This window comes from Microbulbifer donghaiensis (assembly GCF_900129095.1).
Lineage (GTDB): Bacteria > Pseudomonadota > Gammaproteobacteria > Pseudomonadales > Cellvibrionaceae > Microbulbifer > Microbulbifer donghaiensis.
On sequence record NZ_FQVA01000001.1, the window covers coordinates 1159860 to 1185474 of the forward strand.

Annotated in this window: 17 protein-coding genes; 6 read left to right on the top strand and 11 right to left on the bottom strand. The window is 59.5% G+C overall.

Annotation, left to right across the window (positions count from 1 at the left end; all coding sequences use genetic code 11):
- Positions 1-43: 43 nt before the first annotated feature.
- Entirely contained in the window at positions 44-991 is a 948-nt protein-coding gene (arsS, locus tag BUC36_RS04895; RefSeq protein ID WP_073272241.1) for an arsenosugar biosynthesis radical SAM (seleno)protein ArsS, read from the bottom strand.
- Between the two features lie 5 nt (positions 992-996).
- The gene (gene mtnP, locus BUC36_RS04900; protein ID WP_073272244.1) at positions 997-1896 is read right to left on the bottom strand and encodes an S-methyl-5'-thioadenosine phosphorylase; all 900 of its coding nucleotides are present in this window, start codon (positions 1894-1896) and stop codon (positions 997-999) included.
- 233 nt (positions 1897-2129) lie between these two features.
- On the opposite strand from mtnP, the gene gloA2 reads away from it, so the two are divergent.
- The gene (gene gloA2 / locus BUC36_RS04905; RefSeq protein WP_073272247.1) at positions 2130-2513 is read left to right on the top strand and encodes an SMU1112c/YaeR family gloxylase I-like metalloprotein; all 384 of its coding nucleotides are present in this window, start codon (positions 2130-2132) and stop codon (positions 2511-2513) included.
- A gap of 73 nt (positions 2514-2586) precedes the next feature.
- Here the strand turns inward: gloA2 and sucD are convergent, their stop codons facing one another.
- From sucD to sdhC, 9 genes are all read right to left on the bottom strand, one after another.
- The gene (gene sucD, locus BUC36_RS04910; protein WP_073272249.1) at positions 2587-3459 is read right to left on the bottom strand and encodes a succinate--CoA ligase subunit alpha; all 873 of its coding nucleotides are present in this window, start codon (positions 3457-3459) and stop codon (positions 2587-2589) included.
- Positions 3460-3461: 2 nt separating this feature from the next.
- Entirely contained in the window at positions 3462-4628 is a 1167-nt protein-coding gene (sucC, locus tag BUC36_RS04915; RefSeq protein ID WP_073272252.1) for an ADP-forming succinate--CoA ligase subunit beta, read from the bottom strand.
- A 154-nt stretch (positions 4629-4782) separates the two neighbouring features.
- Positions 4783-6225 carry a dihydrolipoyl dehydrogenase gene (gene lpdA / locus BUC36_RS04920; protein ID WP_073274586.1) on the bottom strand — a complete coding sequence of 481 codons (1443 nt, stop codon included), beginning with the start codon at positions 6223-6225 and terminating at the stop codon, positions 4783-4785.
- 183 nt (positions 6226-6408) lie between these two features.
- The gene (odhB, locus tag BUC36_RS04925) at positions 6409-7602 is read right to left on the bottom strand and encodes a 2-oxoglutarate dehydrogenase complex dihydrolipoyllysine-residue succinyltransferase (protein WP_073272257.1); all 1194 of its coding nucleotides are present in this window, start codon (positions 7600-7602) and stop codon (positions 6409-6411) included.
- A 74-nt stretch (positions 7603-7676) separates the two neighbouring features.
- Positions 7677-10505: a 2-oxoglutarate dehydrogenase E1 component gene (locus BUC36_RS04930; RefSeq protein WP_073272260.1), complete on the bottom strand. Its 2829-nt coding sequence runs from the start codon at positions 10503-10505 to the stop codon at positions 7677-7679.
- Positions 10506-10691: 186 nt separating this feature from the next.
- The gene (locus tag BUC36_RS04935; RefSeq protein WP_073272263.1) at positions 10692-11396 is read right to left on the bottom strand and encodes a succinate dehydrogenase iron-sulfur subunit; all 705 of its coding nucleotides are present in this window, start codon (positions 11394-11396) and stop codon (positions 10692-10694) included.
- A 19-nt stretch (positions 11397-11415) separates the two neighbouring features.
- Positions 11416-13188: a succinate dehydrogenase flavoprotein subunit gene (gene sdhA / locus BUC36_RS04940; protein ID WP_073272266.1), complete on the bottom strand. Its 1773-nt coding sequence runs from the start codon at positions 13186-13188 to the stop codon at positions 11416-11418.
- 3 nt (positions 13189-13191) lie between these two features.
- Positions 13192-13560: a succinate dehydrogenase, hydrophobic membrane anchor protein gene (gene sdhD, locus BUC36_RS04945; RefSeq protein ID WP_073272269.1), complete on the bottom strand. Its 369-nt coding sequence runs from the start codon at positions 13558-13560 to the stop codon at positions 13192-13194.
- Positions 13554-13928, bottom strand: coding sequence for a succinate dehydrogenase, cytochrome b556 subunit (gene sdhC / locus BUC36_RS04950; RefSeq protein WP_073272272.1), 375 nt, complete (start codon positions 13926-13928; stop codon positions 13554-13556). The genes sdhD and sdhC overlap by 7 nt, the downstream gene beginning before the upstream one ends.
- Positions 13929-14390: 462 nt before the next feature.
- Here sdhC and gltA point away from each other — a divergent pair, with 462 nt between their 5' ends.
- The 5 genes from gltA (at position 14391) to BUC36_RS04975 (ending at position 25602) form a co-directional block, all read left to right on the top strand.
- Complete coding sequence (gltA, locus tag BUC36_RS04955; protein ID WP_073272275.1) at positions 14391-15680, top strand: citrate synthase; 1290 nt, start codon at positions 14391-14393, stop codon at positions 15678-15680.
- Between the two features lie 128 nt (positions 15681-15808).
- Positions 15809-16543: a response regulator gene (locus BUC36_RS04960; RefSeq protein ID WP_073272278.1), complete on the top strand. Its 735-nt coding sequence runs from the start codon at positions 15809-15811 to the stop codon at positions 16541-16543.
- Positions 16528-18780 carry a tetratricopeptide repeat protein gene (locus BUC36_RS04965; RefSeq protein ID WP_073272284.1) on the top strand — a complete coding sequence of 751 codons (2253 nt, stop codon included), beginning with the start codon at positions 16528-16530 and terminating at the stop codon, positions 18778-18780. The genes BUC36_RS04960 and BUC36_RS04965 overlap by 16 nt, the downstream gene beginning before the upstream one ends.
- 277 nt (positions 18781-19057) lie before the next feature.
- Positions 19058-22528, top strand: a complete 3471-nt coding sequence (locus BUC36_RS04970) for a S8 family serine peptidase (RefSeq protein ID WP_073272287.1) — start codon at positions 19058-19060, stop codon at positions 22526-22528.
- Between the two features lie 653 nt (positions 22529-23181).
- On the top strand, positions 23182-25602 hold the full coding sequence (locus tag BUC36_RS04975; RefSeq protein WP_073272290.1) for a TonB-dependent receptor: 2421 nt from the start codon (positions 23182-23184) through the stop codon (positions 25600-25602).
- Positions 25603-25615: the final 13 nt, after the last annotated feature.

The following is a 25615-nucleotide window of genomic DNA, read 5'->3' on the forward strand; positions in this document are numbered from 1 at the left end:
GCCGGACGCCGCCAGGCGCACGCGCAGTAGTTTTGGGGCCGCTTCACAGAGCGCCGCCGCAGCTACTGCCCTGCCCCGCCGTACAGCCGTAACAATGGTCCGCCACGCGAATCGGCGAGTTGTGCAGGTCCTGCAGCAACAGGTCGCGCAGGTGCATTTTGCCCGGCACGGGGATATCCAGCTGCTGGTTGAAATCGCAGTCGTACAGGTTGCCCTGCCAGTCCACGCTGACCAGGCTGCGGCACATCACCCCGTCGAGATTGGCCGCGCTGTAGTTCTCCCGCAGGAGTTGCATGTACTGCACAAACTGCCCTTTGGACACCAGTGTCGAGCCGAATCGCTTGATCGGCATATTCGCCAGGGCAAACAGGTGATTGAAGACGATGCCGAAGTGCCCGGCGAGTTCGCGGCGGTAGTCCGCTTCCAGGGACTGCTGATCGGGCGGCAGGAAAGGCCCCTGCGGGTTGTAGACGAGATTCAGCACCAGGCCGCTGCCCGGCTTGCCGTAACCCAATGCGTTGAGCCGTTGCAGTGCAGCGATGCTCTTGTCGAACACGCCTTTGCCCCGCTGCTTGTCCACGTTATCGAGCGAGTAACAGGGCAATGAGGCCACGACTTCCACCCGGTTTTCTGCCAGAAATTCAGCCAGATCTTCCTGGCCCGGCTCAAACAGGATCGTGAGGTTGCAGCGGTCCATGACATGCACGCCCTGCGCCCGCGCCACCGTCACCAGCGCGCGAAAACCAGAGTGCAGTTCCGGTGCGCCGCCAGTGATGTCCAGAGCTTGGATAGCGCGCGCGCGCAGCACTTCGGCGACCAGCGCCAGATTGTCCTCACTCATCATCTCGGTGCGCGTCGGCCCCGCGTTCACATGGCAGTGCACGCAGCTCTGATTGCAGCGATAACCGATATTGACCTGCAGCGTATCGATTTTCTCGCGGCGGATGGCCGGAAAGTCGGTAATTTCCAGTAGCGGCAGCGTTTCATGCATCTCAGTCAGGTCTCCACTTCTTCCTGTAGCATTTCTGTCGCCGCAAGGAATGGTTTTATTACAGCCGCCTTCTCTTCTGGCATCGCGGCCACCGGAGTCACCAGTCCGCTCGCCAGCGCGGTATGGGCGGCAGACCGGGGTTTCTCTGCGCCCAGCAGCCGAATCGCCTCGGATGCGATCTGCTGGGCGCGAGCGGCATTCTGCTGCAGGTTGGCAATCGCCACCTCCGCAGTGACTGCCTCTTCGCGCGGATGCCAGCAGTCGTAATCCGTGGCCATGGCCAGGGTGGCATAGGCGATCTGCGCCTCGCGCGCCAATTTCGCCTCGGGCATGTTGGTCATACCGATCACCGCGGCGCCCATACTGCGATACCAGTGCGACTCGGCACGGGTGGAAAACTGTGGCCCCTCGATGCAAACATAGCTGCCGCCGCGATGCAGCCGGATCGGCTGGCCGGCCTGGCTGCTGTCGAAGGCGCGCGCCAGGCAGTTCGCCACTGCCGGGCATACCGGATCGGCCATGGAGACGTGGGCGACGGCACCCTCGCCGAAGAAAGTGGTGTCGCGCTTGCGGGTCATATCGATAAACTGATCGGGGATCAGCATGTCCAGCGGGCGCACGTCTTCGCGCAGCGAACCCACCGCCGACAGCGACAGGATGTAGCGCACGCCCAGCTGGCGCAGCGCGTGGATATTGGCCCTGTAGGGCACTTCGGAGGGAATCAGGCGATGACCGCGACCGTGGCGGGCGAGAAAAGCAACCGGCACGCCGTGCAGCTCACCGGTAACGATAAGATCGGACGGCGAACCGAAGGGGGTCTGCAAATTGTGTTCCTGCACATTGCCCAGCCCCTGCATCTCGTACAGACCGCTGCCACCGATGACTCCAATCAAAGCTCTGGCCATGTTCGCTCCCCGATAGATTGCTTTCGCCGCAGTATAAAAGTGACCGCAGACCGTGTATATCGTTCGAAAACCGCCAGATTAACGCACAGTGCGGGTCGTCGCGAAAAACCCAGGCGGCTGCATTCGGCCTGCGGCACAATAAAATCCGCAGGTAAACTCCAGTAAATCAGTCATCAACGGCTGGGTGCATTTCTACGGAATGCACTCAATTGCGGATTAGTGAGGAAGCATCAATGCTGGCCGGCATCCACCACGCGGCGATTATCTGCTCGGACTACGCCAGGTCCCGACACTTTTACACAGAGATCCTCGGGCTGCGGGTGATCGCCGAGAACTACCGCCGCGACAGGGATTCGCACAAGCTGGACCTGGCCCTGCCGGACGGCAGCCAGCTCGAGCTTTTTTCCTTGCCCGGAGCTCCCGCGCGCCCCAGCTATCCGGAAGCGCGGGGATTGCGCCACCTCGCTTTCCGGGTTGAGAGTATCGAGGACGCCGTTGCGCAGCTGTCCGCCGCCGGCGTTACTGTGGAACCTGTCCGCACCGACCCCTATAACGGCAAGCGTTTTACCTTCTTCGCCGACCCGGACCAGCTGCCACTGGAACTCTACGAGGCGTAAGCCCTCCGCCTGCTTCCGCCGAACATAAAAAAAGCCGCCCGAAGGCGGCTTTCTCTAACCGAGCGGCAGTAACTTACCAGCCGGTTACTTCTTTCAGCGCGTTGCCGATCTCGGCCAGGGAGCGCACGGTTTTCACACCGGCGTCTTCCAGTGCGGCGAATTTCTCGTCCGCAGTGCCCTTGCCACCGGAGATAATCGCACCGGCGTGGCCCATGCGCTTACCGGGAGGAGCGGTTACACCAGCGATGTAGGAAACCACCGGCTTGGTGACGTTTTCCTTGATGTAGGCCGCTGCCTCTTCTTCCGCGGTGCCGCCGATTTCACCGATCATTACGATGGCTTCGGTCTGCGGGTCGTTCTGGAACATCTCCAGGATGTCGATGAAGTTGGAGCCCGGGATGGGGTCACCGCCGATACCGACACAGGTGGACTGGCCGAAACCGAAGTCAGTGGTCTGCTTCACCGCTTCGTAGGTCAGGGTGCCGGAGCGGGAAACGATGCCCACTTTGCCCGGCTTGTGAATGTGACCCGGCATGATGCCGATCTTGCACTCACCCGGAGTGATAACACCCGGGCAGTTCGGGCCGATCAGGCGCACGCCCAGCTCGTCACACTTCACTTTGGCGTCCAGCATGTCCAGAGTCGGAATGCCTTCGGTGATGCACACGATCAGCTTGATGCCGCCGTTGGCCGCTTCCAGGATGGAATCCTTACAGAACGGTGCCGGTACGTAGATCACGGAGGCTTCCGCGCCGGTAGCTTCAACCGCTTCTTTCACGGTGTCGAAAACCGGCAGGCCCAGGTGCTCCTGACCGCCTTTGCCCGGAGTCACACCGCCGACCATCTTGGTGCCGTAGGCGATCGCCTGTTCGGAGTGGAAAGTGCCCTGGGAGCCGGTGAAGCCCTGACAGATAACTTTGGTGTCTTTGTTAATCAGTACAGACATGATTATTTACCCTCCGCGGCCTTGACTACCTGCTCCGCAGCGTCAGTCAGGCTGGTAGCCGCAATAATGTTCAGACCGCTGTCGCTCAGTACCTTGGCGCCCAGGTCTGCGTTGTTGCCTTCGAGGCGAACAACAACCGGAATTGTTACGCCGACTTCTTTCACCGCGCCGATCACGCCTTCCGCAATCATGTCGCAGCGCACGATGCCGCCGAAGATGTTGATCAGAACTGCCTTCACGTTTTCGTCGGACAGGATGATCTTGAAGGCTTCAACCACGCGCTCTTTGGTCGCGCCGCCGCCAACGTCGAGGAAGTTGGCCGGCTTGCCGCCGTGCAGGTTGACGATGTCCATGGTGCCCATGGCCAGACCGGCGCCGTTTACCATGCAGCCGATGTTGCCGTCGAGGGCCACGTAGTTGAGGTCCCACTTGGCCGCGTGCGCTTCGCGCGGATCGTCCTGAGACGGATCGTGCATTTCGCGCAGGTCGGCGTGGCGGTACAGGGCGTTGCTGTCGATAACCACTTTGGCGTCCAGGCAGTGCAGGTTGCCTTCGGTGGTGATGACCAGCGGGTTGATTTCCAGCAGGGCCAGGTCTTTCTCTTCGAACATCTTGGCCAGGCCGAGGAAGATCTTGGTGAACTGCTTCACCTGAGTCGGGTTCAGACCCAGTTTGAACGCCAGCTCGCGCGCCTGGTACGGCTGCGCGCCGACCAGGGGATCGATGGTGGCTTTCAGGATTTTTTCCGGAGTTTCTTCCGCTACTTTCTCGATTTCCACGCCGCCTTCGGTGGAAGCCATGAAAACGATACGACGGGTGGAGCGATCGACTACCGCGCCCAGGTACAATTCCTGGTCGATGTCCGTGCAGCTCTCAACCAGGATGCGGGAAACCGGCTGGCCATTTTCGTCTGTCTGGTAGGTTACCAGGCGCTCGCCCAGCCACTTCTTGGCGAATTCTTCAATTTCCGCCTTGGAATCCACCAGCTTTACACCGCCGGCCTTGCCGCGGCCACCGGCGTGTACCTGGGCCTTTACAACCCACTTGTCGCCGCCAATTTCATCTGCCGCTGCTGCTGCCGCTGCCGGGGTTTCCGCTGCAATGCCTTTGGAAACCGGCAATCCGTATGCTGCAAACAGTTGTTTGCCCTGATACTCATGCAAGTTCATAGTCAATACCAATTCACATTTGAAATGTGTTTACCAATTGCAGATTACTCTGCACCTAAGAACAAAATTCGAAATTTCCGTCGTTGCAAATTTCGAATTTCGCAAATGAAACCGGGGCGACCTTTTAGAGCCGCCCCGACATATAACTCGTCGCTTACTTGCGCTTCTTGCGGTTGGCGATATGGATCGCGTGGCCGTTAGCCGCAAGTGCCGCTTCTTTCACCGCTTCAGACAGGGTCGGGTGACCGAAGACGGTCATACCGATGTCTTCCGCACTGGAGCCGAACTCCATCGCAATCGCCACTTGTTGCACCAGGTCCGCCGCAGACGGGCCGACAATATGGGCGCCCAGTACACGGTCGGTCTCCGCGTGCGCGATGATTTTCACCATACCGGCGGTTTCATTCGCAGCAACGGCGCGACCGGAGGCAACAAACGGGAAAACACCCACGTTGTAGGGTTCGCCGTCTGCCTTTACCTGCTCTTCGGTACGACCTACCGCGGCGATCTCCGGGTGGGTGTAGATCACGTTCGGGATCACGTCGTAGTTCATCATCGGCTTCTGGCCGGCGATGCGCTCGGCAACCACCACGCCCTCTTCGGAAGCCTTGTGCGCCAGCATCGGGCCGCGCACAACATCGCCCACCGCCCACACGCCCGGTGCGGAGGTCATGCACAGATCGTTGACGTAAATGAAGCCGCGCTCGTCCAGTTTTACACCGGCGTCTTCAGACAGCAGGCCCTCGGTGAACGGACGGCGGCCAACACACACGATCAGCTTGTCGAAAGTTTCCTGGTGCTCTTTGCCGTCTTTGTCTTCATAGGTGACAACGACTTCCTTGCCCTTGACCTCAGTACCGGTCACACGACAGGAGAGACGGATATCCAGGCCCTGCTTCTTCAGGATCTTCTGGGATTCCTTGGCGATCTGCTGGTCCATGATGGACAGGAAGTTGTCCAGTGCTTCCAGTACCACAACGTCGGCACCCAGGCGGTTCCAGACGGAGCCCAGTTCCAGGCCGATTACGCCGGCACCGATGACACCCAGGCGCTTGGGCACGGAGGTGAATTCCAGCGCGCCGGTGGAATCGACGATGATCTTGTTGTCTACCGGGGCCGGCGGAATATTCACCGGGACAGAGCCGGAAGCCAGGATGATGTTGTCGGCTTCGTAAACGGTGGACTTGCCGTCGTGATCGGTGACTTCAACCTTCTTGCCGGCCAGCAGCTTGCCGCTACCCTCGATGGACGTCACCTTGTTGGCCATGAACAGGCCGGCAATACCGCCGGACATCTGCTTCACGACGCCGTCTTTGCGCTCGATCATCTTCTTAACATCGATCTTCACCTTGCCGGTGTCGATGCCGTGTACGTCGAGGGCATCTTTCGCCTCGTGGTACTTCCAGGAGCTGTCCAGCAGTGCCTTGGAGGGGATACAACCCACGTTCAGGCAGGTACCGCCATTGACGACCTTGCCTTCCTTGTTGGTCCACTTTTCGACACAGGCAGTCTTCAGACCCAGCTGCGCTGCGCGGATTGCTGCTACATAGCCACCGGGGCCGGAGCCGATAACGATTACGTCAAATTTTTCTGACATGGTCTGTTCCAAATTTGGTGAATTCAATTTGCAATGGTGCGGCCTGCGGCCGCTCCTTCAGCAGTTTTGTGGCAACACCGTAGGATGGGCAAAGGAGCCTAGTGACGTGCCCATCTTCCGGCGCTGATGGGCACGCTGCGCTTTGCCCATCCTACAAAAAATACCTGCAGCCACTGCCTGCTTTTAAACTTCCAGCAGAATGCGCGCCGGGTCTTCGATCATTTCCTTGATTGCAACCAGGAAGCCAACCGCTTCCTTGCCGTCGATCAGGCGGTGGTCGTAGGACAGCGCCAGGTACATCATCGGCAGGATTTCCACCTTGCCGTCGACCGCCATCGGGCGCTCCTGGATTTTGTGCATGCCCAGGATTGCAGTCTGCGGCGGGTTCAGGATCGGCGTCGACAGCAGGGAGCCGAATACACCACCGTTGGTGATGGTGAAGGTACCGCCGGTCATTTCCTCGATGGTCAGCTTACCGTCGCGAGCGCGTAAGCCCATGTCGCGGATATTGTTCTCGATATCCGCCAGGCCCATGTTTTCCGCGTTACGCAGTACCGGCACTACCAGGCCCTTCGGCGAGGACACTGCCACACCGATATCCTGGTAGCCGTGGTAGACGATATCGTCACCGTCGATGGACGCGTTCACCGCAGAGTAACGCTTCAGGGATTCCACCGCGGCTTTCACGAAGAAGCCCATGAAACCCAGACGGGTGCCGTTGTGCTTCTTCTCGAACAGATCCTTGTAATTCTTGCGCAGATCCATGATCGGCTTCATGTTCACTTCGTTGAAAGTAGTGAGCATGGCGGTGGACTGGGAAGCGTCCAGCAGGCGTTCGGCAATACGCTTGCGCATGCGGGTCATGGGTACACGCTTCTCCACGCGCTCGCCCGGAGCCACGGCAACTTCAGCAGCGGCCGCCGGCGCAGCGGCAGCTGCCGGAGCAGTGCCCGCTTTCATCACGTCTTCTTTCAGTACGCGACCGCCCTTGCCGGAGCCTTCGACGCCGGCCAGGTCAACGCCCTTCTCGGCCGCCATCTTCTTGGCGGACGGCATGGCGATTTTCTCACCGCCAGCAGCCGGAGCCGCCTCGGCAGCAGGGGCTTCCGCGGGCTTTTCTGCCGCAGGCGCGGCGCCAGCGCCCTCTTCGAATTTGGCAATCACTTCGTTGGACAGGACGGTATCGCCCTCGCCCTTAATGATTTCGGTAAGGGCGCCGTCGGCGGGTGCGACAACTTCCAGTACGACTTTGTCGGTTTCGATATCCACGATCAGTTCATCGCGGGACACGGCTTCGCCGGGCTGTTTGTGCCAGGTGGCAACGGTGCCGTCCTGAACGGATTCCGGGAAAGTTGGCGCTTTAATCTCGATCGTCATTGGTCCTGTTTCCTGAGATTTAATCCTGGGCGATGCATTTTGGTAACGCCCGATTCACTAATTACTGCCGCCTATTACTTGACGGTCAGCGCCTCGTTGATGAACTTGTTCTGTTCTTCCAGGTGCGTGGACATATAGCCCGCCGCCGGTGCCGCCGAGGGCTCACGGCCAACGTACTGCAGGTCCAGCTTCGGATGCGTTTCCGCCAGCAGACGGCGCAGGTGATGCTGACTGTGATACCAGGCGCCCTGGTTCATCGGCTCTTCCTGACACCAGCCCACGCTCTTGATGTTCTTGAACGCGGACACCGCCTCGACGAACTCGTCGTCCGGGAAGGGATACAGCTGCTCGATGCGCACCAGTGCCACGTCTTCCTGCTCGCGCTCCATGCGCGCTTCCAGCAAATGGTAGTAGACCTTGCCGGAGCACAGGATCAGGCGTTTTACCTTGGCGGGATCCACACCGTCGTCCTGGATCACGTTGTGGAACGTGCCGTTGGCCAGCTCGTCCAGGCTGGAAGTGGCCAGCTTGTGACGCAGGATCCACTTCGGGCTCATGATGATCAGCGGGCGGCGCATCGGGCGAACAGCCTGACGGCGCAGCAGGTGGAAAATCTGCGCCGGCGTGGTGGCGTTACACACCTGGATATTGTGCTCGGCACACAACTGCATGAAGCGCTCGAGACGCGCGGAGGAGTGCTCCGGGCCCTGGCCTTCATAGCCGTGTGGCAGCAGCATCACCAGGCCACACATGCGGCCCCACTTGTGCTCGCCGGAAGTGATGAACTGGTCGATCACCACCTGGGCGCCGTTGGCGAAGTCACCAAACTGCGCTTCCCACACCACCAGGGATTTCGGCGTGGTGGTGGCATAACCATATTCGAATGCCAGCACTGCCTCTTCAGACAGCAGCGAGTCGTACATATCGAAACGCGGCTGGCCTTCGTACATGTGCTGCAGCGGCACGTAGGTCTGGCCGTCTTTCTGGCTGTGCAGCACCGCGTGACGGTGGGAGAAGGTGCCACGGCCCACGTCTTCACCGGTAAAGCGGACCATATAGCCCTCTTCCAGCAGCGTGCCGTAGGCCAGGGTCTCCGCCATGCCCCAGTTCAACGGCAGCGCGCCGCCGGCCATCTTGCGGCGGTCTTCGTAGATCTTGGATACCTGGCGCTGCATGACGATGCCGTCGGGCACGGTAGTCATGCGATTGGCCACGTCTTTCAGCTTAGGCAGCGGGAAGCCGGTGTCGGCCGGTGTCTGCCAGTCGTGGTTCAGATACGGGCTCCAGTCCACAAACATGGTGGAATCCGGCTCTTTCACCAGACCGGTGGCCACGTCCTCGCCGCGATCCAGCTTGTCGCGGTAGTCGTTGGCCAGCTTGTCGGCAGCGGCCTTGTCCAGTATCCCCTCAGCAACCAGCTTTTCCGCGTACAGCGTACGGGTGGTCTTGTGCTTGCGGATAATCTGGTACATCAGCGGCTGGGTGCCGGACGGGTCGTCGGTCTCGTTGTGGCCGCGGCGGCGGTAGCACACCAGGTCGATAACGATGTCTTTCTTGAACTCGTAGCGGTAGTCCACCGCCAGCAGCGCGGCCAGTACGACCATTTCCGGATCGTCGCCGTTTACGTGCAGTACCGGGGCGTCGATCATCTTCGCCACATCGGTGCAGTACTCGGTGGAACGGGCGTCTTCGCGCTTGCTGGTGGTGAAGCCCACCTGGTTGTTCAGCACGATATGCACGGTACCGCCGGTGTAGAAGCCGCGGGTCTGGGACATCTGCAGGGTTTCCTGCACCACACCCTGGCCGGCAAAGGCGGCGTCGCCGTGGATATTGATCGGCAGGACTTTCTCGCCGGTGGGATCGTTGCGGCGATCCTGACGGGCGCGCACGGAACCTTCCACCACCGGCGCACAGATCTCCAGGTGCGACGGGTTAAAGGCCAGTGCCAGGTGCACTTCGCCACCCGGGGTCATCACATTGGAAGAGAAGCCCTGGTGGTACTTGACGTCGCCGGAGGTATCCAGGGTCTTCTTGCCCTCGAATTCCTCGAACAGGTCGGTGGGATTCTTACCCAGGATATTGACCAGGGTGTTCAGGCGGCCGCGGTGGGCCATGCCCATCACCACTTCTTTCACACCGTAGGTGCCGGAGCGGCGGATCAGCGCATCCAGCATCGGGATCAGGCTCTCACCGCCCTCGACGCCGAAACGCTTGGTGCCCGGGTACTTGGAGTCCAGGTGGCGCTCCAGGCCCTCGGCGGCCGACAGGCGCTGCAGGATTTCGACCTGGATATCGGTACCGAAGTTGGGCTTGGACTGGCTGCGCTCCAGGCGCTGCTGGAACCAGTGCTGCTCATCCAGGTTGGACAGGTGCATGATCTCAGCACCCAGGTTGCCACAGTAGGTGCGCTCCAGGCCGTGGACGATATCGCCCAGGGTCGCCTCGCCGTTGCCGAAGAAGAGATCGCCGGTCTGGAAAGTCGTGTCGAAATCGCCCTCGGTCAGGCCGTGGTAGTTCAGTTGCAGATCCGGCACCTGCTCGCGCGCCATCAGGCCCAGGGGGTCCAGGGTCGCTTTCTTGTGGCCGCGGTGACGGTAGGAACTGATGAGCTGCAGAACTTTGATCTGCTTGCGTTCGTGTTCGATATTGATAGCGCCGGCACCGGGAGCGGCCAGCGGGCGGGTACGGTGTTTGGCGAGCAGTTCAAAGTGCTGACGCACTGCGGCATGGGATACATCGCCGACGCCACTTACCCGCGGGAGGCTGTCGAAGTAACTGCGCCACTCCTCCGGCACGCCATTGGGGTCGTGCAGATAGGTCTCGTACAGTTCCTCCACATAGGCGGCATTGCCCCCGGAGATATGGGAGCTACGCCACAGCTGCTCCATGGTACTTTCGTGCATGTTGATGCCTACCTCGATTGCAGTGCATGGGGTTTAGCACTGCGCGTTCCTTTCACTCACAAAAGGGGAGGCGCTTTAAAAGACACCTCCCCTTTTCAACTTGGCACCGGCTCTGCGGCCAGCTTATAGATAGGCGCCGCCGTTGGCGCCGAGCCCGCAATGCGGGCTCAACCTGCCCCGCGACCTTTAAACGGCGCGGGTCAGCAGCATATTGCGGATGTGGCCGATGGCGCGGGTCGGGTTCAGACCCTTCGGGCACACATTCACACAGTTCTGGATGCCGTGGCAGCGGAAGACACTGAAGGGGTCATCCAGCTTGGACAGGCGCTCGTCGGCGGCCAGATCGCGGCTGTCCGCCAGGAAACGGTAGGCCTGCAGCAGGCCGGCAGGGCCGATGAACTTGTCCGGGTTCCACCAGAAAGACGGACAGGCGGTGGAGCAGCAGGCGCACAAAATGCATTCGTACAGGCCGTCCAGTTTCTCGCGCTGTTCCGGCGACTGCAGGCGCTCGATCGCCGGCGCCGGCGTGTCGTTCTGCAGGAAGGGTTCAATCTTCTTGTACTGCTCGTAGAACTGCTCCATGTCCACGACCAGATCGCGGATCACCGGCAGGCCCGGCAGCGGGCGCAGCACCAGCTTGCCCTTGGGCGCCGCTTCTGAAATCGGCGTGGTGCAGGCCAGGCCGTTACGGCCGGAGATGTTCATACCGTCGGAGCCGCATACGCCCTCGCGACAGGAGCGACGGAACGACAGGGTCGGATCCTCACCCTTCAGCAGTTCCAGCACGTCCAGCACCATCAGGTCCTTGCCCTGGGTGTCCAGGTCGTAGTCCTGCATGTAAGGAGCTTTGTCGGTCTCCGGGTTGTAACGGTAAATGCTTACTTTCAACATACTCTATTCCGCTCCCGAATCAGTAAGTCCGAGCTTTCGGCTCGAAAGCTTCCACGGTGGTGGGCGCAAAGTTAACTGCGCGCTTGCCGACACGCTTCTCCGCCGGGAAGAACATGGAGTGGCACAGCCAGTTCTCATCGTCGCGCTCCTGGAAGTCTTCGCGGGCGTGGGCGCCGCGGCTCTCGGTGCGCGCTTCGGCGGCAATCGCCGTGGCCTCGGCCACTTCCAGCAGGTTCTGCAGCTCCAGCGCTTCAACACGGGCAGTGTTGAATGCGCGGCTCTTGTCTTCCAGGCGCACATTGGCAATGCGCTCACGCAGATCGGCCAGCTTCTTCACGCCTTCGGCCATGTAATCGCCGCGGCGGAATACGCCGAAGTGGTTCTGCATCACGTTCTGCAGCTCTTTGCGCAGGTCGGCGGCTTTCTCACCGTCGTTGGTATTTTCCAGACGGTTCAGGCGCGCCATGGCGGCCTCGATATCGGAGTCGGAGGCCTCGCGGTGCTCGACACCCTCGCGCAGGGCCTGCTCGATAAACAGACCGGATGCGCGACCGAAGACCACCAGGTCCAGCAGGGAGTTGCCGCCCAGGCGGTTGGCGCCGTGTACGGACACACAGGCAACCTCACCACAGGCATAGAAGCCATCAATGATCTGGTCGTTGCCGGATGCGTCTTGAGTCAGGGCCTGGCCGTGAACATTGGTGGGGATACCGCCCATCATATAGTGACAGGTAGGCACGACCGGGATCGGCGCCTTGACCGGATCCACGTGGGCGAAGGTCTTGGCCAGCTCGCAGATGCCGGGCAGGCGGCTGTGCAGCACTTCCTCGCCCAGGTGGTCGAGCTTCAGGAATACGTGGTCGCCCTCGGGGCCGGCGCCGCGACCGTCGAGGATCTCCAGAACCATGGAGCGCGCCACCACATCGCGGGACGCGAGGTCTTTAGCGTTGGGCGCGTAACGCTCCATAAAGCGCTCGCCATCCTTGTTGATCAGGTAGCCACCCTCACCGCGACAACCCTCGGTCACCAGCACGCCGGCGCCGGCGATGCCGGTGGGGTGGAACTGCCACATTTCGATGTCCTGTACCGGCATGCCCGCACGCAGGGCCATACCGACACCGTCACCGGTATTGATGTGCGCATTGGTGGTGGAGGCGAAGATGCGGCCGGCACCGCCGGTCGCGAATACAGTGGCCTTGGACTTGATGAAGACGACTTCGCCGTCTTCGATGCACATGGCGATCACACCCACCACGGCGCCGTCCTGGTTTTTCACCAGGTCAATGGCGAACCACTCATTCAGGAATTCGGTGTTGTGCTTGACGTTGTTCTGGTACAGCGTGTGCAGCAGCGCGTGGCCGGTACGGTCCGCAGCCGCGCAGGTGCGCGCCGCCTGGCCGCCGCGACCGAAGTCCTTGGACTGGCCGCCAAACGGGCGCTGGTAGATACGTCCTTCTTCAGTACGGGAGAAAGGCAGACCCATGTGCTCGAGTTCGAACACGGTTTCGGGGCCCACGGAGCACATATATTCGATAGCGTCCTGGTCGCCGATATAGTCCGACCCCTTGACGGTGTCGTACATGTGCCAGCGCCAGTCGTCATTCGGGTCGGCACTGGCGATCGCGCAGGTGATACCGCCCTGGGCAGATACGGTGTGCGAGCGAGTCGGGAACACCTTGGTGATCACGGCCGTCTTGAAGCCGGACTGAGCCATTTGCAGCGCCGCGCGCATACCCGCGCCGCCGCCGCCGATCACAATCCCGTCAAAGGAAATAGTACGCATGTTCGCCATCAGTTATACACCCCACAGAATTTCAATGCCCCACACCGTGTAAAACACGGCGACCGCTGCCAGCAGCGCTTCTACGATCAGGCGTAGAACGGTGGCCTTGGGCCCCATCATGCGATTGGTGATGTAGTCGGTCACAACAGACCAGAGACCGATCCAGGCATGAATAATGGTGGAGAGAAGCGCCACCAGGCTGAATACACGCACCCAGCGCTGGGCGAACAGCTCAGACCAGGCCTGGTAGCCGAAGTCATCACTGAAAAAGATGAAACCCACAATAAAGAGGGTATAAGCAACCAGTACAACGGCGGTGACACGCTGATACAGCCAGTCGAAAGTACCGCTGCGGCCAAAGCTTGTTACTGTTCTTACCATAACCACACCCCCGCCAACAGAATAAGGATTACACTCAACACCAGCACCGTAACGGCGCTACGGCGACCACCCTCCAGAGACTCACCAATCCCCAGATCCATCAGCAGGTGACGAATACCGGCGAACAGGTGGTAGATAAGGGCCGCCAGGGAAGCCCACAAAATGAGCTTGGCCGGGATGCTGTTGAAGGCTGCCGCCACATCGGCGAAGCCCTGTTCGGATTCCAGGCTGGTATCCAGCATCCACAGCAGCAGTGCGACTACGGCGAAGAGCACAACGCCGGAAACACGATGCAAAATGGAAACCAGAGCGGCAGCGGGAAGCTTGATAGTGGAAATGTCTAAATTGACAGGTCTGCTTTTGTTCACAGGAAAAACACCTTGTTGCCCTGAACGACGGGGCGCCCGTTAGCTTTTCAAATGGAGGGGCGAACTGCTTGCTGAGCACTTTGCGCACGACTTGCTGAAGACTTGAGCAAACTGGCCTTACCATGGCGCAAGCCGCGCGGATTATAGGCATTCGAACCCCAAAACACAACGAACGCCTCGGGCTTCCCGGCAGAATTGCGACTATGGTCTAAGGTAAAGCCGCGCCAGCGGCGCCGCGGGATTTCCACAGACAATAGCCGGCCCATATAGGCAAAAGCTCTACCAGCCGAGCCACCCACCGGATTTCCTGTTGTTCAGGGACCGACCGTTCATGCGTTTTGGTTTGACAATTTGCGGCGCGCAACTTAAGTTTGGCCCCGCTCAAAAGCCCGCTGCTGCCTCCTCTCCGGTAGAAATGGCAGGGAACAAAGCCGGCATAAGAACAGATTTTAGGAGTCCGCAATGTCCGATAAGAAAGCGCAACTCACGGTCGATGGGTTAGACGGCGCCATAGAGATGCCTGTCCTGTCCGGGACCCTCGGCCCCGATGTTGTCGATGTCAGCAGTCTGGCCGGCAAGGGCTTGTTTACCTACGACCCGGGCTTTATGTCCACCGCTTCCTGCGAATCCCAGATCACCTTTATCGACGGCGCCAAAGGCCAGCTGCTGCACCGCGGCTACCCGATCGAACAGCTGGCGGAGAAGTCCGACTACCTGGAGACCTGCTATCTGCTGATGAATGGCGAATTGCCCAACGCAGAGCAGAAGAAGGAATATGTCGAAAGCATCATGAACCACACCATGGTGCACGAGTCCCTGGTCAACTTCTTCAAGGGCTTTCGCTACGACGCGCACCCGATGGCAATGATGTGCGGCGTGGTCGGCGCCCTCGCCTCCTTCTACCACGACTCTCTCGACATCAACGACCCGGAGCACCGCAGAATTTCCGCGGACCGCCTGATCGCGAAGATGCCGACCCTGGCCGCGATGTGCTACAAGCACTCCAAGGGCCAGCCGTTCATGTACCCGGACAACAACCTGAACTATTCCGAGAACTTCCTGCACATGATGTTCGGCACCCCCTGTGAGCCGAGCAAGATCGATCCAATTGTCGCCAAGGCCATGGACGTGATCTTCCTGCTGCACGCGGATCACGAGCAGAACGCCTCCACCTCTACTGTCCGCCTGGCGGGCTCCTCCGGCGCCAACCCCTTCGCCTGCATTTCCTCTGGCATCGCCACCCTGTGGGGACCGGCGCACGGCGGCGCCAACGAAGCCGTACTGAACATGCTGGAAGAAATCGGCGACGAGAGCCGTATCGACGAGTTCGTCAAACGCGCCAAGGACAAGAACGATCCCTTCCGCCTGATGGGCTTCGGCCACCGCGTCTACAAAAACTTCGACCCGCGCTCCCGCGTAATGCAGAGCATCTGTGATGAAGTCTTCGAGGCCATGGGTGTAGCCGAAGATCCGCTGCTGAAGATCGCCAAGAAACTGGAAAAGATCGCCCTGGAAGACGAATACTTCGTCGAGAAGAAGCTCTACCCGAACGTGGACTTCTACTCCGGCATCATCATGAAGGCGATCGGTATTCCCACCGATATGTTCACCGTGATTTTCGCCACCGGCCGCACCGCCGGCTGGATCGCTCACTGGAACGAGATGATCTCCAACCCCTACAAGATCGGCCGCCCGCGCCAGCTGTACACCGGCTACACCCAGCGCGACTACGTGGCACTGGACCAGCGCTAAGCGTCATTCCAGAGCAGAAAAAACCCGGCGAGAGCCGGGTTTTTTTATGGGCGCAACCCCTTTATATATGAAAATATACATTGTGATACACTTCTTCAGGCTTCGAAACCGAACAGGCTGAACAGACTATGCCGAGCAACTGGATACTGATTGTCGACGATGACCGCGAGCTGGCGGAGCTGTTGGCCAGCTTCCTGCAGAAGAACGGTCTCGAGGCGAAGATTGAGACAGATGGCGCCAGGGCAACCGACAGAATCCTCGAAGAGCAGCCGCGCCTGGTCATTCTCGATGTCATGTTGCCCGGTCAGGATGGCCTCTCTATTTGCCGCCAGGTACTCAGCGGCGGCGCCTATCGCGGCCCCATTCTGATGCTCTCCGCCCTGGAGGACGATGTCGACGAGGTCGCCGGCCTGGAAGTCGGGGCGGACGACTACCTGACCAAGCCGGTGCGCTCGAGGGTACTGCTCGCGCGGATAAGAGCCCTACTCCGGCGCCACGAAGCGCAGACTGAGAGGCCGGGGCCGGCCCAGCCCGCCGGCGATGCCCTGTACAAGTCGGTCAACGGGTTGCAAATCGACCGGGTCGCTCGCCGCGTCACCCTGAACGGCGACGAGATCGAGCTGACCACCTTCGAGTTCGAACTCCTGTGGATGCTGGCTCTCAGGGCCGGGGATGTATTGACCCGGGAGGAGATCTCCGAGCATTTTACCGGCCTCGGCTACGACAGCACCCCACGAACCATCGACCTGCGTATTTCCCACCTGCGAAAAAAATTGGGAGACGACCCCAAGCTCCCCAGAATCATTATTACCGTTCGCGGTAAAGGCTACCAACTGGCATCCGAGCAATGCGCCAGCCACTGAGCATCGCGCGCCGCCCCGCAACGATACTCCGGCTCACAGGCCTGGCGACTCTTCTGATTTGCTTATTCTGCAGCGCATTTGTAGCCGCGCAGCAGGAGCCGCCTTCACAAGAACTGGCCGCCAGCGGCCAGCAAAAAACCGAACAGCTACTGCAGTCCGCCATTCAATACCGCAATACAAACCCCCAAAAGACATTGCAGTTCGGTGCACTGGCACTGGAAAACCTGGAGACGCATCCCGATTCCGCCGCCCGAATCCTGGTGCTGAGCAACATGGCCTGGGCGCATATGGCCCTGGGTCAGTACGAGCGGGGTATTCTGCTGGCGGAACAGGCGGTTTCCATTGCTGAATCCCTGGATGATTCCGATCATTTAATCGTACCCCTCAATATCAGCGGCCTGCTCTACTGGCGACAGGCGGAATTCGAGCGAGCACTCACCAATTTTTTCCGCGCCCTCAAACTCACCCAAACACTAAAGAAAACCGACGCCGAAGCCGCCACCCTAAACAACATCGGCCTGATATATATCGAGCAAGGCGACAGCGCCCGGGCATTTGAATATTTCAGCAGGGCACAAAAAATCCACCGGGCCGCCGGCAATCAGGGAAAACTGACGATAATACTGAACAATATTGCCGGGATATATTCCGCCCAGGGTGACTACAGCCAGGCACTCGAATTACAGCTGGAGGCGCTGAAAATTCGCGAGGATTTACAGGACAACCCAGGTATCGCAGAACTTCAACTGAATATCGGCATCACCTATGACCATATCGGTGACTACGACAAAGCCCTGGATTACTTCCTGGAGGCCAAACACCTGTTCGAGTCTCTCGGTGATAAAAGAGCCATAGCCCAGACTCTCAACGCCATTGGCCTCGCATACCAACACCAATTAGCCCTCACAAAAGCGCAAACAAACTACGAAAGGGCCTTGCGCTACGCCCGGGAGATTAACGATAAATCCATAGAGTGCGGCGTCCTGCTGTCTCTGGCGCAACTAAAAATCCTGCAGAACCAACCCGGCGATGCACAGGCTTTTCTCGATCGGGGATTCCGCCTGGCTAAATCACTGGGCCTTGGCGCCCTGCAATCGCAAGGACACTTGCTGCAAGCCAAAATATACCTTCAGCGAGGCGACTCCGAGGGCGCAACGAAAGAGGCAGAGATAGCGGCGGAAATGGCAGAAGCGTCAAACGAGAAAGCCAAATCCAGTCAGGCACAACTCCTGCTCTCACAGATCCACGCTGCCAGCGGAGATTACCAGCAGGCGCTTTCCGCTTTCAGGCACCACAAAAAGCTCAATGACGAATTGTTCAGCAAGGCGAGTAGCGACAAACTGGCCCAACTGCGGAGCCTGCACGAGGCGGAAACACGCCTCAGGAAAATCGAATTGCTGGAGCGGGACAACGCCGTCCAGGCGAGTCGTATAGAAAAACAGAAAGTGGAGCGCAACGCCTGGATCTCAGGCCTGGTACTGCTGCTCGCGATTTCATTACTGCTGTATGGAAGGTTCAGCCAGAGAAAAGTCAATCTCGCCCTGCAAAAGTCATTGACCACGCAGCGGGAACTCATGCAGGCGATAGCGCACGAGTTTCGCGCCCCGCTGGCCCGCGTGCAGCTGGCGGCGGACATGTTGCAGGAGCAGGAAACCAGTCCAAACACCTCCCTGTTCGGCAACATCAATAAAGGTCTAAAGGAGCTCGACGAGTTGCTGCGGGAAATCTCCCTGTGGCTGCGCAGAGGATCCCCGGAAAGCGCCGAGGAAATCACGCAACAGGTAGATCCGTTCAAACTGCTGCAGGAGCAGGCAGCGCTGCAGCACCAGCTCCATCCCGACAAATGCATCGACGTGACACCCGCAGAGACCGCCGCGCAAAAAGTTCCACTGCCGCGCAAATACCTGGTCTGGACAATCAACAACCTGCTGTCGAATGCGATGCGCTATTCGCACAACCGGGTTGAAGTCAGCTGCCGGATTCAATCGGACCGCATCGATATCTTCGTCGATGACGATGGCCCGGGTATCGCGCCCGCCGACCGGCAGAGGGTGTTTGAACCCTTTGTGCGCCTCGACCCCAGCCGCACCCGCGCAACCGGCGGGACCGGCCTCGGCCTGGCTATAGCGCAGCGGCTGGTGGAAAGCTTCAACGGCACCATCGCCATCTCCGACAGCCGCCTCGGCGGCGCGCAATTCCACCTTAGCTGGCCGATCAGCCAACCGAAAAGCATATAAAATTTTATACACTTCACATCTCCCCTACCCGCCAACCGGCACCCCGACAATTTCCCTAAGATACTGAAATATAAACGGTAAACCGTTCTTCCACAGCGTTCCCCGATATTCCGCGGCCGCTTTCCGGGTACTCCGGCCAACACAATACTGTGAAACACTCTTTACAAATTTGTAATCAAGTGATTAATTTGCACATGTTTGCATAACAAAAAATGCAAATTTGACTGCCGGCCTACACCGGCAATCGACGCAAACTAACTGTCTAGGGTGAATATCGATGAAAAGACCAATAAAAAAGCCTTTCAAGGCGCTGTCTTCGCTACTGGCGGCATCGCTGGTGACGGCAGCCAGCACAGAACTGATCGCAGCAACGACGTCGAAGCCGGGGGATGGTCCTGACTACGACGGCGGATCGGTGCTGGTTAAGTTCGCCGAGAAAAGCACAAAAGAGGATCGCAAGAAGCTGGCCAGACAATTCGGCGCCTCTTTCAAGGATAAGAATGGCGACGGTGTCGATGACCGCTTCCGTCATATCGCAAAAGGTCGCCTGGCCAGGCTGGAACTGCCCGAGGGCCAGAGCCCGCTGGAGGCACTGGAGCAGCTCAAGAACAATCCGCATATCGAATACGCAGAGCTGAACTACAAGTACTACCCCTCTGTGATCCCCAGTGATCCGCGCTACGGCGAACTGTGGGGCATGGCCAAGACCAAGGCCGACCTAGCCTGGGATATGCAGATCGGCGACAGGGAGATAGTTGTCGGTGTGATTGACACCGGCTTTGACTACACGCACCCGGACCTGATCGCCAATATCTGGATCAACCCCAATGAAATTGCCGGCAACAATATCGACGACGACGGCAATGGCTACATCGACGACGTTCACGGAATCTCGGCCATCAATGACGATGGCAACCCGATGGATACCGGGGATCACGGTACCCATGTGGCCGGAACCATCGGCGCGAGCGGTAACAATGGCACCGGTGTTGTGGGCGTAAACTGGCAGACCAGGATGGTCGGCTGCAGTTTCCTGGGCACCAACGGTGGCACCCTTGCGGATGGCGTTGAGTGTATCAACTACATGGTCGACCTGAAGAGCCGCGGCGAGAATATCCGTGTGCTCAACAACTCCTGGGGCGGCGGCGGTTATTCCCAGACTCTGGAGGATGCGATCACCGCGGCGAACAACGCGGACATGCTGTTTGTGGCCGCCGCGGGCAACGATGCCCGTGACAATGATGCCACCCCCTCATACCCCGCCAGTTACGATGTGCCGAACGTCATGGCTATTGCCTCTACGGACAGCGCCGACAACATGTCCAGCTTTTCCCAGTGGGGCCTGACGTCCGTCGACATGGGCGCGCCGGGCTCCGGGGTACTGTCCACGGTACCAGGCGAGAGTTACGCCACCTTTAACGGCACCTCAATGGCGACGCCGCATGTAGCCGGTGCGGGCGCGCTGCTGTTGGCGACGGCCCCGAGCCTGACGACGGCACAGTTGAAAGACGTCCTGATGAGTTCCGGTGATGCAATCGCCGCACTCGACGGCAAGACGGTATCTGGCCGCCGCCTGAATGTGGAGAATGCCCTGCTGATGGTGGGCGGTGGCGGCCCCACTTTTTATCTCGGCGGCAACCCGCTCTCCAGCACTGTGAACCAGGGCGAGGTCGCGACCTACACGATCGATCTGAATGCTATGGGCGGCTACTCCGGCAGCGCAACTTTCTCCGCAACCGCCTTCCCCGCACTCGATGCGGAGATCACTTTCTCCCCAGCTGATGTGCCTGCCGGCGGCTCGACAACCATGAGCGTAACGCCCAGTACCGAAGTACCACCCGGTATCTATACGCTTACGGTGACGGCGCAGGATGGCGAACTGACCAAGTCAACCGACGTGCGACTGAAAGTGTGGCCCGAAGGGACAATTTCCTTCAGTTATGCAAATGTCCAGGGCGGATCCATTCCGGATAAGAGCTCTATCGGCACTTCCAGCACCATCAACGTGCCCGACGACATCGCCATTGTTGCCACTTCGGTCACCGTGGATATCAGCCACACCAGGCCCGGCGATCTGGTGATAAGCCTGACCTCTCCCAATGGTAAAACCGCCGTCTTGCACGATCGTGACAGTGGCTTGAGTGGCACCTACGATTTGGACCAATTCGAATTGGACCGGGCGCTGGGTGACTGGACCCTGAAGGTAACCGATGAGTTGGGAACACAGGTTGGTGCTCTGAACGGCTGGTCGATGGATATCTCCGGCGCGGCGAGCAGCGGCTACAACTATCTGCCCAGCATCAAGGTTAACGGACCCGCTCACGGCAGCCCCTTCCTGGTTGGCGACGTCATCAATTTCAGTGCTGTCGCGACTGACGTTGAAGACGGTGACGTCAGCGGTTCCATAAGCTGGAGTTCGGATATCGATGGCCCGCTGGGTTCTGGTGGTGCAATCAGCACCAGCAACCTGAGCTATGGCAACCATGAGATCAGCGTAACTGCCGTTGACGCGGCCGGGCAGGAATCTTCCAAGAGCTTCAATATTTCGGTACTGACGCCCAACACTTCTGTGACACACAGAATGGATACACCTGTCGTAATGCCGGACAGCCATACGAGTCTCGGATATGCGATCGTCAGTGAAATCGACGTGCCCGAAGCCCTGGTCATCGATTCGTTCAGTGTCAGCGTGGATATCTCGTTTCGCTGGATCGGCGACCTGAAGGTGCACCTGATTGCCCCGTCGGGCAAGGTTTTCACGTTGCACGATATGACCGGCTACAGCAACGAGAACCTGGTGGAGACCTTCACCCCGGCCGACTTTACCGGCGACAACAGCTTTGGGGTATGGAAGTTGCGCGCAGAGGATATGTCCAGTTACACCAACAGCGGTGTGCTGAACAACTGGTCCATCACGCTTGGCAATGGTGATGTTGTGACTCCGCCGCCCGGCAACACCGCGCCGACCGTCAGTATCAGTTCGCCGACGGGTGGCAGCACCGTTACCGAGGGTGATGTTGTTGTCTTCAGTGCGACAGCGGATGACAGTGAAGACGGCAACGTGAGTGCCTCCATCAATTGGCTGTCATCTGTCGACGGATTGATTGGCACCGGTGCCTCGTTCAGCACTACTTCGCTCAGTGCGGGCGAGCACACGGTAATGGCCGAGGCGGTCGATTCACAGGGTGCTTCGGGAAGCTCCGTGGTGACACTGAGCGTTGTTCCTGCGCCCGTGAATCAGGCCCCGGTGGCTGACTATAGCCATGTAGTGACCGGCCTGGACGTGAGCTTCACCGATATGAGCGGCGACAGTGACGGCTCTGTAGTTGCGTGGGCCTGGGATTTCGGGGACGGCAATGGTTCCAGCCTGGCCAACCCGGGGCACACCTATGCGGCACACGGCACCTACCCGGTCACCCTGACGGTCACCGACGATGCGGGCGCTACTCACAGCGTTACCAAATCGGTGGATGTAGTGCCGGTTATTAACCTGAACGCCAGCGCTACCCACTTTAAAGGTCGAGTCAATGTGGAGCTGAACTGGAGTGGCGCCGCTACCGCAGGAGTCGATATCTATCGAGATGGTATTCTGATCAAGAACACCGCCAACGACGGATATTTCAAAGACTCCTTCCGTTCGGATAGCACTGACTTTATCTATGAAGTCTGTCAGGAGGGTAGTCGCACTTGTTCAGCAGAAGTGGCTGTACAGGCGACAGCCCAAACCAAGGGCAAGAAGCAGAATTGAGGACGCTACTGATACGCCCTTCTTAGCAAACTGGCCCGACTACAGGGATAAGCCAAACCGCTATTCCTGTAGTCGCGGCCGGAGCCGGAAAAACTGAATGGCATCGAGTGGTGCAATATTATTTGCGCGACTCGGTGCCTCTCTCGTCCAGCCCGCTGCAGCCTCCCAGGCAATCCCTGCAGTAAAACCGCCACTCGACACACTCTCCAGCGCCAAAGCGCCCCATAGCAGCAGTGCCGGCCCCTCAGGCCTGAGCACAAGGCGACCGCCCGTGTCACCTTCACTGTCGTCCTCCGTCCTTGCCAGTTTCTATTCCAGGTACCGCCAAGCGCAGCCGAACAGTACCTCGAGACCAGTTCACAGCATGCGGTTCTGCCCCTTGACACCCATTTATAGCGACTGTAATTTCGGCATTGGGTAAATACAGCGACTGTAATTACACAGCATCTGTATACAGGCGTGCTTGCGATCCGCTTACCGGCTTGGATGCAAAGTGCTGCCGCTGCCGCCTCCCCGCCGACACCCGGCGGGATGGCGACACAGACAGCAGCCCCCTCACAGGACGCTATCGACTTAGCGATCACGCAGTAGTGAAGGGAGATACCCCCGACGGAGTGACCTCGATAAACAATAAAGACCAGAGGACAGACGTGATGAAACGCAACTTACTTTCCTTAGCAATTGCCACCAGCGTGGCGATGGTTCCGCAAACTTTTGCCCAGACCCTCGAAGAGGTAACGGTAACGGCACAGAAGCGCGCGCAGAGTGTGCAGGATGTGGCCATCAGCATTGCTGCCATGGGCAGTGATGACCTGGAGAAGCTCGGCGTCATGGAAGCCGCGCAAATCACCGAATTTGTGCCCAACATGGAGCTCGGCATGTCGCCCGACTCCGGCATCCCCATTTTCGTGATTCGCGGCGTGGGCCTGCAGGACTACAACGCCAACAACACCCCGACCACCGCCGTGGTGGTGGACGATGTGTACCAGCCCTTTGGCGTCTACGGCGCATTTGCGATGTTTGACACCGAGCGCGTGGAAATACTGAAGGGCCCCCAGGGCGGTCTGTACGGACGCAACTCCACCGGCGGCGCCATCAACATCGTGTCCCGCCGCCCCGAATTTGATCAGAACCAGGCCAACGCCGCCGTGGACGTAGGCAACTACGGTACCTTCAACGTGCGCGCCGGTGCCGACCTGTCCATCGCCGACAACCTGGCGGCGCGGGTGGCAGTGCAGAACGAACTGAGCGAAGGCTGGTTCGAAAATACCTACCTGGACCGCATGCAGGGCGGCCGCGACAAGACCCAGGCGCGCGTCACCCTGTCCTACGAGCCCACCGACACCCTGCGCCTGGACCTGCGCCAGACCTTCGGCCGCGACAAGTCAGAGGTGGGTATTCCGGAGCCCGAAGGTTACTGGAATCCCAACAGCAGCCCTTGGTCCCCGGGAGACTATAACGGCAGCATTGCCCTCCCCGACTTCACCGGTCCGATTCCCGGCGATTACTGCGATGCGATCCTCAACACCGGCATCCCCGATGCCAACTGTGTGAACATTAACGGCAAGGCGCCGGACGGTATCTACCGCGGTGAAGATGCTACCGTGCGCCACTTCGACGACACCTTCAATTCTACCTCGCTGAACGTGGAGTGGGATCTGGGTACCGTGACCCTGGTATCTGTGAGCAACTTTACGAGCCTGGACTTTTATCACGTCAACGGCTCCGGCAGTGTCGGCACCGGCGCGGCCAACCAGGACGAGTGGGAGGCCTATGCCGAGCTGGTCGAGCGCGACATCAACTTCGACGACAACTACATCACCAACTACAGCTCGGATATCAGCTCCGTGTCCCAGGAGCTGCGCCTGCTGTCGAACAACGACGGGCCCTTCAACTGGATGGCGGGCGCCAGCTACGCCCAGGACCAGCTCGACGAAAAGCGGACCTGTACCTTCAGCGCCAACCTGTACGCCGACTGGGTCGCCTTCCCCGGCTGCGGCACCATGGAATACGAGCAGGAGACCAAGGTCAGCTCCGTGTACGGTCAGCTGGTATACGACTTCAACGAAGCCTTCACCCTGACCACCGACCTGCGCTACACCCGCGAGCAGAAAGATTATGTCGGCGGCGTGCTGCTCAACGCCGGCGCCTGGGCCTGCAACGCCTTTGGCATTGCCGATTATGAGACCTGTCGTGATCCCGAACTTGGAGTCGGCGACGGCCCGCTGCCGCTGTCCTCCGGCACCCCGGCGACCTACGACGAGAAGGATCCGTCCTGGAAAGTGACCCTGGACTGGAAACCCACCGAAGACACCCTGGTGTACGCAAGCGTGGGCCACACCTTCAAGTCCGGCGGCTTCTTCGGTGGCTTCTTCTTCAATGCCGAGGCGGTGGAATCCTACAAGCCGGAAACCAACACAGCGGTAGAGCTGGGCTTCAAGTCCACCCTGGCGGAGGACACCGTGCAGCTGAACGGTGCCATCTTCCACTACGACTACGAGGGCTTCCAGTCGCCGCTGGAAATCCAGAACAACAACGCCACCTTCTCGGGCCTGACCAACATGGGTGACGTCGAGACCCGCGGCGCCGAGCTGGATCTGCGCTGGCTGCCGATCATGGGGCTGGATCTGCGCGTGGGCGTCGGCTACATGGACACTGAAATCGTGAAGGGCCCGAGCGGCACCGGCCGTATCTACGATCTCTTCGGTCAGGAAGTGGATGTGGTGGGCAACGAGCTCAACAACGCCCCGGGCCTGAGCGTAAGCTCCCTGGCGCGCTACGAGTTCAGCGTGACCGACGAGCTCGGCGCGGCACTGCAGCTGGGTGTTAACTGGACCGATGACTACTACCTGAGCATCACCAACGAGCCCTACGCCAAGGAAGACGGCGGCGCGCTGGTCAATGCCCGCGCGGAACTGTTCCAGGAGGCCGGAGACTGGACCGTGTCACTGTGGGGCAGAAACCTGACCGATCGTCACTATCGCACCAGCACCAATGACGACGGCATTTTAAATAACTACTCCAGCTGGAGCGCGCCGCGCACCTTCGGCGCCACCCTGGCCTACAACTTCTGATGTAAGCCAGCCG